At 37.8% G+C, this 9666-nt stretch carries 8 protein-coding genes; 2 read left to right on the top strand and 6 right to left on the bottom strand.

The annotated features are described in order from the left end of the window. Positions 1-1336: 1336 nt before the first annotated feature. Genes MCO_RS08600 through MCO_RS08590 form a run of 3 tightly spaced genes read right to left on the bottom strand, consistent with a single transcriptional unit; the run spans position 1337 to position 4103 of the window. A complete protein-coding gene (locus MCO_RS08600) occupies positions 1337-2308 on the bottom strand; it encodes a WD40 repeat domain-containing protein (protein ID WP_007553922.1) in 972 nt (323 codons plus the stop codon). Positions 2309-2318: 10 nt separating this feature from the next. Then, on the bottom strand, positions 2319-3347 hold the full coding sequence (locus MCO_RS08595; RefSeq protein WP_007553921.1) for a GTP-binding protein: 1029 nt from the start codon (positions 3345-3347) through the stop codon (positions 2319-2321). A 12-nt stretch (positions 3348-3359) separates the two neighbouring features. Further along, complete coding sequence (locus tag MCO_RS08590) at positions 3360-4103, bottom strand: creatininase family protein (RefSeq protein WP_007553920.1); 744 nt, start codon at positions 4101-4103, stop codon at positions 3360-3362. Between the two features lie 1079 nt (positions 4104-5182). Between MCO_RS08590 and MCO_RS08585 the strand changes: the two genes are divergently transcribed. Further along, positions 5183-5530, top strand: coding sequence for a hypothetical protein (locus MCO_RS08585; protein ID WP_007553919.1), 348 nt, complete (start codon positions 5183-5185; stop codon positions 5528-5530). A gap of 260 nt (positions 5531-5790) precedes the next feature. Here the strand turns inward: MCO_RS08585 and MCO_RS08580 are convergent, their stop codons facing one another. Next, positions 5791-7119, bottom strand: coding sequence for an NAD(P)H-dependent oxidoreductase (locus MCO_RS08580; RefSeq protein WP_007553917.1), 1329 nt, complete (start codon positions 7117-7119; stop codon positions 5791-5793). Between the two features lie 164 nt (positions 7120-7283). Here MCO_RS08580 and MCO_RS08575 point away from each other — a divergent pair, with 164 nt between their 5' ends. Further along, a complete protein-coding gene (locus MCO_RS08575; RefSeq protein WP_007553916.1) occupies positions 7284-7763 on the top strand; it encodes a MaoC family dehydratase in 480 nt (159 codons plus the stop codon). Between the two features lie 203 nt (positions 7764-7966). Here MCO_RS08575 and MCO_RS08570 read toward each other — a convergent pair whose 3' ends face one another. Further along, complete coding sequence (locus MCO_RS08570; RefSeq protein ID WP_007553914.1) at positions 7967-8626, bottom strand: methionine ABC transporter permease; 660 nt, start codon at positions 8624-8626, stop codon at positions 7967-7969. Beyond that, a complete protein-coding gene (locus tag MCO_RS08565; RefSeq protein WP_007553913.1) occupies positions 8619-9653 on the bottom strand; it encodes a methionine ABC transporter ATP-binding protein in 1035 nt (344 codons plus the stop codon). The genes MCO_RS08570 and MCO_RS08565 overlap by 8 nt, the downstream gene beginning before the upstream one ends. Positions 9654-9666: the final 13 nt, after the last annotated feature.

Here is a 9666-nt window from a genome sequence, read left to right as displayed (position 1 = left end):
CAATTGTCTGAAAAATTTGCAATTCATGGAGAGGTAACCTATCAGCATCGGCTTACCAAAGCAGGCTTTTCCGGTGCGAGTTTCTCTGCTGGTTTGCGCTACCTTTTTTGACAAGGCAGATCTATCCTTTTACGTGAAAGGCAGCAGAGTTTGCTGCCTTTTAATTTATCGAAATCTATTTTTTCATCATTTGTTGATAAAAAAAGTCACTATATGTGATTTCTTTGGCTTGTGATTGAAAATACCTCATAATTGTATTGTTTTCTGCTATGCTGCAAAAAAATTCTAAAAATTTTACAACGATAATATGCTATGGAATGAGCAATTTCATTTTGATTTTAAGAATTTCGAATAATGAATGCTTGAGGTTTATGGCGTAGTATTTCAAAAAATTGTGTGTTTGATGGTTTTTTTATCAATATTAAGTGGAATAGTATGGATTTTGGGGATGCTTTTCTTAAGTGGGGGATACCGTTATTTTGCCCATCTTTTTATCAGTTTTGGTGTAGGTTACCAATTTAAATTTTGATTTTATTATTATGTGCTGTTTTAATTCTTGCTTTATGTAAAATATAAAATGTGCTGGCATGCGTTTATATGCAGCCAAATGAAAACAAATACATCTCTGTTTTATTTGGCTGTTTTTTGAGCAATACTGGTACTTTCAGTAAGAGAGAAAGGAGGTTGAGGTAAAATTATGGTGAAGATGTTTTAAAAGATACGTTTTACGGTGTTTTTACGGTTTTATTTTTTCTTTTTTGCAAATTGTAGACGCCAATGCAAATCTTTGAAACAGCTTGATTTCGATATATTATCCTTGTTGCTGTGTGCGCGAGAAGATGTTAAGGTGATGTGTGTCACGATAGTCAGTTTCAAATGGTCGTGTTAAAAAAGAGAGCGCTTATAATCAGAAATTTTAGGAAAGTAAGTGCTGACGTTATCGTTGGACAACGCTTGATGTTTTCTTCAAAATTTTTTTCGAAAAGCTCTTTTGCGTGTTTTTTATTAGCTTATTTTCAAGCATTAAGAAACTTTTCTTGGATTTTGCTGAGGTAATTTTAAACAAAAGGGTTTTAAGGGGTTATGCCTTTTATGAAAGGATTGCAGCGTATACGGTTTTTTATGGGGATGGATTATTTTCTTATGGTCTGTTTAAGGGTGATGTTTTTACGCTTGGTTGGATAAAGCAATAACGTTTAAGAGTAGACAGCTCAGACATTTTCTCGTTTGAAGTGCTTGGTTTTTCTTTAGAGAGAAAAAGAGTTTTGGTGTTCAGTTGTTGCTGGAGAATTGTACAGCTTTTTATCTGCGATGATTGTTATTGTTAGTATTTTTCTTAAAGAATGATGTTGATAATACCACATTCACCGTTTTCGCTTCCAAAGGCGAGGTTGTGGCCTGTTTGATCCCAGTTTAGTGCTGAGATGGGGCTTGTTCCACAACCTTTTAGAAGGACTTCTTTTCCATCATGAAAATATGCATACAAAATCATGCCATCATTGAAGCCTATTGCTACGATTTCTTTACTTGGATGACATGCAACGGTGCTGACAAGCGCATTTGCGCGTGTGCCGAGTTCTAATGGTGTTTTCCCTATGGGACCATCTTTTGCATGAAAGGGCCAAATAATGGCCGCTGATGCGCCTGATGTTGCTAGCCATTTTCCTTTTGCACTCCAAGACCAGTTTTTGACTTTGCTTGGATAGCCACTCATGCGTAAATGTTGATTATCAGTGAGACGCCAGCCATGGAGGGCGTTTTCTTGCAGAGTAGAAATGACATAGCGGTTGTCTGGTGAGAAGGTGACACCAAAATGCGCTCCTTTCCATACCAGTGTGATTGGCGTTGTTTGCGTTGATAACCAATGAAGGGTAACACCGTTGTAATGGGCAATGGCAAGCCGTAAACCTTTGGGAGCGAAAGCAAGACCTTCTACACACCGTTCATGAAGGAGTTCTTGTAGTCCATTACCAACATTTGCCAATGTTCGACGTGAGGAGGAAAAGGCAAAAATTTTCTGCGGTCCAAAAGCAACATTGTTTATCCATTTTCCTTCCTGTTTGCTTAGCAATTCTGTACGACCATCTGCTGTTGTTTGACAGACCTTTCCATCTTCTCCACCTGTGATGATAGCTGTGTTATCGTACGCAAAATGGCTTGAAATTATTCCTTGTTGAACTTGAATGGTTTTGGAGGGGGATTCTAAAAAAACAATCAAACCTTCTACTGAAACGAAGGCTGGTTTATTCTCAATAAAGCCGCAGGAAAGGCAATAGCTTTGGAGATCATAATGGGTAATGCTTGGCATTGTCACTCGCTTATGCACAATTTTTAAAACCAGTTTTAAGCTTTTCGGGATCAAGGTTGCGACCAATAAAAACAAGCCGGCTTTCACGTTTTTCATCTTCACGCCATGGACGTTGATGCTGTCCTTCAAGAATCATATGTATGCCTTGAATGACATAACGATCATCGTCTCCTTGAAAAGCAATAATACCCTTTAAACGCAAAATATCTGGTCCTTGTTGCTGAGTCACTTGTTGGAGCCAAGGGAAAAATTTTTCTGGCTGAAGAGCACTTGTTTTTAAACTTATAGAAGTTATCGTAATATCATGAATGGTGGATATATGGTGGTGTTCGTGATGATGATTGCAATCGGGACCACACACATGATTTGAATGTTGGTGATCAAGAAAATGGGGATCGTTGTCTAGTGTGCGTTGTAGGTCAAATGAACCACGATTTAGGAGTTCGTTAAGAGGGATATTAGCGCGTTCTGTTGTATAAAGTGTGGCTCGAGGGTTAATTGCAAGAATAAGCGATTGTGCGTGTGCACGTTCTTCTGCACTAACAAGATCAATTTTATTTAACAGAATGATATCAGAGAAGGCAATTTGATCTTCAGCTTCACGGCTTTTTTTAAGCTGGAGTGGAAAATGTTTTGCATCAACGACTGCGATAACACTGTCGAGTGTGGTTTTTTCATGTACAGTATCATCCATAAAGAAAGTTTGTGCAACAGGAATTGGATCAGCAAGGCCTGTTGTTTCTAAAATAATGGCGTCAAATCGATGAGAGCGTTGCATCAAACTTTCTAAAATGCGAATAAGGTCGCCACGCACGGTACAGCAAACACAGCCATTATTCATTTCGTAAATTTCTTCGTCTGATTCAACAATAAGGTCATTGTCGATTCCAATTTCACCAAATTCATTGACAATGACGGCATAACGTTTGCCATGGTTTTCGCTGAGAATGCGATTGAGAAGAGTGGTTTTTCCTGAGCCAAGATAGCCTGTAAGAACCGTAACGGGGATTTTGTTGAGTGTTTTTTGTTTTTTTTCCATGGTTCGCACCTTTTATTGTAATGCGTTTATTTTAAACCGGCTGATATCATCAAGTAAATCACGAAGTCCGTAAAGAACATGAGAAAAAATTGCTTCACCTGCTTGCGGTGTTGCTTCGCTTGCATTACCTGCTGCTCCTTGTGTGTTCAGATCCCGCATTGTCCACCCAAAGGCATGAGGACCATAAGCGCGTAAATAGCGATAATTGGCAATCATATCAGATTGCTTATTATGGAAATTTTCTGCCTTTTTCATATGTACTTTTTCTGGTGCTAGATAAAGCATTAAAGAGGTTTCAATAAATCCTCCATGGATATCAAGATGATGTTGAGACGGTTCCATCAAGCCTACTGGTAAGCCAAAACGAGTCCAACTTGTCGCTACCGCAAGCATTGAAAAACGTCTTCGTAGTTCCGTGATGACAATGTTCATTAAAGGCGAATTGCCTCCGTGAGCGTTAAGAAGAAGAAAGCGTTTAATTCCTTTACGATAGCAACTTTCACCTATGTTTATCCAGCGTTTTATGGCATCAGAAAAGGTGAGTGTTTGTGTACCAGTGACGTCCATGTGTTCCACCGAATAGCCGATCTTTTCAACAGGTAAGAGCGCGATATGAAATTTATCTTGTGTTTGTAAAGTGAGTGCTTTTGCAAAAGCTTCAGCAATAATCCAATCGGTTTCAAAAGGGAGGTGATTTCCGTGATACTCGTGTGCGCCCAAGGGCAAAAGAGCGAGGAAAGGCGTGTAAGATATCATAAATTTATTGTCAAAAAGAAAAATCAATCGATGTGAAATTGTAAAGTCACTTTTCCCGATTTTAAGATATATACGGGGAAAACGCAAACAGGGGCATTTTGCATCAAATATGTGTGCAACGCAAGTAAGGAATTTGTTAAAAACGGTGAAGATCTCATTGAGAAAAATGACCTCAATTTTTGATATAATATGAGGTTATAAATATTCAAAGAGTAGGTATATTTTGTGAGGTTTTCTGATGAGTGCTACTGTTTTTGAAAAGTGAGTATTTAGAGATATCAAATATTCTACATCACATCATGAAAATGAATTCTCTCAATCTATCTATTTATTAAAACTCAAATTCAGATGAAGCTACCAAAATTCCTCTTTCTGCTATGTAGGGAGAAACAACGTATTGTTATTGTTGTGAAGGATGTGGTTATTACAGACTTTGTACTTTTGATGATGCATTAACAAATTTTAGTGTTCATGAGGAAAAATTGGTGCAATAGGCAGAGGCATTAAAAAGAGTTTGAATAATCTATTAACATGGGGAAGACGAAGCGTAGTTGAATATACGAGAAGGGGCATAAGGGTATAATTTTTTTGCGTTATTGCACAGCTATTCGGATGACAGACTGATCGGTTGATTTACAGAGAATAATACGGTTTCTTTGCTTTGTGTTTGAAAGTGCTTAATGAACATATTGTTTTTTCTTGTATTCAAAAATCTTCTCAGAGTTTTGGCGATGGTGATGCAGCTGAGCGATGGCATTTTGCTTTTTTAGTATTTTAATAATATGAACTTGGTATCTATGTTCAAGTATTTATCAATATGAGTCTTTCATGATGTTTTGATTTTTTCAAACGAACTTGTTTAAGCTGTTACTTTAGAAATGCAGTCTTTGAGTAGATTTCTTCATAATTTATAATTACTTCTCTTTATTGTTTGGAAATTGTGTCTTTTTTTGTGCTTTTGCATGGAATACCTAATGTATCATATGATGTATCGTATTGTATTACATGTGTTAAAATACGTATAGCTTTGAATATTTTTTTACTTTGTCAGTAAAGAAAAAAGAGGAGCAAAGAAAGCTATGTTTAAATTATTTAAAAATCGTCTGTGTTTATGTATTTTTACAGAGTTTATGCTTTGTTTTGCGCAAAACATAGAGGGCAATACAAGAATTATGGAAAATCAAATTCGAAAGGAGCTTCTTGTTATTGCACCAGATAGGGATACAATTGCTAAGGTTGTCGATACAGCCGTGATCCGAGATACTAAAGAACAAGGCTGGTTGGCTTTTGGGAACGTTGAGAGGGTGACTTTCTTCAAAAGATTTTGGGGTTGTGTTAGTATTATTTCATTATTATCTTTTTTAGCTGCAGCAGATATACTTGGCGTTGTGGTATCTATTGTGGCATTATTGTATAACATTGCGTAGTTTCACTAATTTCATTAGTGAGGTTTATTTATCATTTCATTATTTTTGAAGATTCTATGTTTGAAGGCAATTGGTGCAGCATTGGATAAGGAGACTGATAAGTTATCTTCTTGAAGGCAACATAAAACACTGTACCAATATATATCAGTAAAAGTTTAAAGCTATTTTCTCAATTATCTTCAACAAGCTAGAGTCTGAGCTTCCCTATACAGTCTATAATTATTTTACAATAATAAAAAGATAATAAGTTTTTTCATGCTTCAACAAGGGGGAGGTAAATTAAGCAAAAGGTCTTGTTTTTTGCGAAGCCTTGCAATCCACTGATCTCCTCGAATAACAGTGTTGTGCACTGTTATGAGTTCATTCTTTTTGATTTCAGCTGTCACTGTCGCTTTTTCTAAAAGACCGCAAGGAATAGCTTGATGAGCACGTGCCTCTGTAAGATTCATTATCCAAGCACGATAACTGTAAAGACCGATAAAGTCCAACTGATCACCAGGATATAAATCTTTTTTAGCAACAGCACAGACTTCTACCACTGGGGTGTTAAGTGGAGCCATATCTTCTTTGCCATACAGCATAACACGCGCACAAGTTAGAGGAACTTCCATTGCTGTTAAATGATAGGGGCGATGAAAGGTGAAGTAAGGTCCCTGACCAATTTTTAAATCTTCCATACGTTCGCGGAGGCGTGGGTGTGTTATTTCTGCAATGACAAAAACACCTGGGGAAACTCCTTGGCCTATTGAATAGTCTACAACGCCACATTTCTCCAAAATACCACCATTCTGTTTTGGGATAAGTACTTTGCTTAAATCTTGAAGTGCTGCTTGTGGTCCATGCATTCCTGGGCAATCGGGGAGAAGTCCAGTTGCATTGGCAATTGCTGCCATTTCAACCATCGTTTTGGAACCATCAATAAACTCAACCAACATGCGGACATTCATATTACGTCTTAATGCTTCTTCCTCGTAAGTGTCAGGTGTGGCATCAAAGATAAGAGGATTATTTTTTCCTTTACCAGCTGCAACAATTTTATGTCCAAGGGCTGAAACAAATTCGATGAGTTCCATGCAGGAAGTAGGTTCATCACCGGCACCAAGTGTATAAACAAGACCTCGTTTTTCTGCTTCATGTTTTAGATAAGTGCCAATTGTAACATCTGCTTCAACATTCATCATGACAAGGTGTTTGTTGTTTTCAAGCGCTTTGAAACCAATTTCTGCTCCAGCTTCAGGATAGCCTGTTGCATCAACGATAATATCAATTTGTTCATGGCGTAAAACAAGATTAATATCATCTGTCGCTGCAATCAGACCTCTTTCAATGCTTTGAGTTAGGGCATGAGTGTTTTCAACTTCTCGTACATGTCCATCTTCACCGTAGGCTAGTGTGGCGGCATCAAAAATACGTGATGGTGTTCTGGTAGCAACGGCTGCAACTATTATGCCATCCATATGTGCAATACTTGATAGCAAATCTGTCCCCATTTCACCACAGCCAATAAGTCCAACACGGATGGGTGGGTGGTTTTCTGCACGCTGTTTCAGGTCGCGTGCTAAACCTGTTAGGTTCACATTGCTTGCCATTATTTTTTCCTATTTGAAAATTACCTTGTTAAAAAGGTATTTTCTCATTCATAAGGCGCATTTGCTCTCTAAGATAGCTAATCTTTTCTTGATGCTCTAATCAATGGGTTTTATAAAAGCAAGAGTGTTGCGGTACTTTTATCAAATAAAACAGGAATGGTGTTATGCAGCAAAAAATAGCAGTACAAGATGTCGTCAATTTTATTGGGAAAGAAGTAGGATTATCTCAGTGGCGTCTTGTTACGCAGGATATGATTAATCAATTCGCACAAGCAACAGATGATCATCAATGGATCCACGTAGATGAAGAAAAGGCTAAAAACACACCTTTTGGTGGTACTATCGCGCATGGTTTTTTAACCTTATCACTTTTGTCTACGTTAGCTTATGAAGCACTTCCAGAGTTGGAAGGTGCAAAAATGGGGATTAATTATGGTTTTGATAAAGTGCGCTTTATGAGCCCTGTGAAAACAGGTGCACAGGTACGTGCTCGTTTTGTTTTGGATGATGCTGAGATTCGCCCTTCTGGTAGAGTTGTTTTTCATTATGGAGTCACGGTGGAAATTGAACAGTTAAAAAAACCAGCTCTCACTGCTCAGTGGCTTATTATTGCTATGGTTGGCGAAAAATCTGAGAACTCATGAATTATTTTAATACGTTGTTTTATCAAGTTTCTACACAGTTTTAGCAGAAGTCCATTGGATAATAATATGAAGAACAGAAAAGGATGATGATACTTGTTATAATAGAGCCATTACAATGCTGATAACTATGGTGGACTTTTATATCACCTAAATTATTTTTACTGTTTATTATGATGGTTGGAAAAAACGCAAACTGTTACATTTTAATGTCTTTTCTTATTCAATTTTTGCACAATTTTATCAGAGGACCATTGAGTAATAACATTAAGAATGATCAAAAGGATGATGACACTTGTCATAATGGAGGTATTGTAACGCTGGTAGCCATAGCGAATTGCCATGTCGCCTAAACCGCCTCCACCGAGATATCCAGCAAGCGAAGTGGCCCCTATAAGAGAAATAATCATGACTGTAAAACCTGTAATTAGGCTAGGAAGTGCTTCAGGAATAAGAACATGCCTAATAATTTGAAGACGGCTCGCTCCCATGGAACGAACAGCTTCAATCAGCCCATTTTCAACGGTTTTAAAAGAGAGTTCTGCCATTCGTGCATAAAAAGGAATAGCTGAAATGGTGAGTACAAAGATCACAGAAGGTATTCCCACACCTCTTCCTACAACCATACGAGTAAGAGGAAGAAGATAAAATGCAAGAATGATAAAGGGAATGGCACGAATACTGTCAATGAGGATACTTAAAGGGCGGTTGATAAGACAGGAGGCAAAAATCCCTCCACGTGCAGTTGTGTAAAGTAGAAGGCCAAGGGGAAGACCTACAATGAGTGCCATCAAAGAAGCACTTATCGTCATCAAGATTGTATCAAAAGCGGCGTTGGGGAGCTCATGAGAGAGAACATTAAACATAACCTAAAACCTCGCAATATCGCCCTTTTTCTGTCAACCACTGAACAGCTTTTTCTAAAGTTTCTTTATCTTTTGTTGGGAGACCTAAGAATAGTCGCCCGATGGTTTCTCCTTGGACTGTATCAATACCACCATGTAGAATACGTGCTCTTAAACCGATTTCATCTTCCAAAAGATTGAGAAAAGGTTGTTGGGCAATTTCACCTGCAATATTGATTTCAATGACAGCTTCTTGGCCTATTGTCTTAAGATTTTTTGCAAATTTTTCAGGAAGTTGTGGAGTAACAAGTTTGAGCATTGCAATGGTTGTTTCTTCTTGGGGAGATGTGAAAATATCTTTCACACGTCCTTCTTCTATAATGCATCCTTGATTGAGAACAACAACACGATGCGCAATGGTGCGTACAACTTCCATTTCATGAGTAATAAGTACAATAGTGAGATTGAGGCGATTATTAATATCGGCAAGAAGTTCCAAAATAGATTGTGTTGTTTCAGGATCAAGAGCAGAGGTTGCTTCATCTGATAACAATATTTTAGGATTAGCAGCTAAAGAGCGTGCAATGCCAACACGTTGTTTTTGCCCTCCTGACAATTCTGCTGGATAACAGTACTCTTTACCACATAATCCCACCAATTCGATAAGTTCAAGGGCACGTTTGTAGCGCTGTTTCTTGTTTATACCTGCTAATTTAAGTGGTAATGCAATGTTATTAAGAATATTTTGTGATGATAAGAGATTGAAATGTTGAAAAATCATTCCAATACGTTGGCGGTAAGGCGCCCATTCTGTTTCTGATAGATTGGAAACATCTACGCCTTCAAAAAAAATAGACCCTGCGTCAATTTGCTCTAATCCATTTAAGCAGCGAATAAGTGTTGATTTTCCTGCTCCACTACGGCCAATAATGCCAAGAATTTCACCGGCATGGATATTGAGAGATAAATTATCAATAGCCGGAATACCAGCCGTTTTGTTAAAATAACGGCTGATGTTTTTTAAGGAAATCAGAGCGGTTTTTTCCATTCGTAACTACCAA

Source organism: Bartonella sp. DB5-6 (assembly GCF_000278115.1).
Taxonomy (GTDB): domain Bacteria; phylum Pseudomonadota; class Alphaproteobacteria; order Rhizobiales; family Rhizobiaceae; genus Bartonella; species Bartonella refiksaydamii.
Note: the sequence above shows the minus strand (reverse complement) of the source record. Positions and strands in the feature narration are given on the sequence as shown.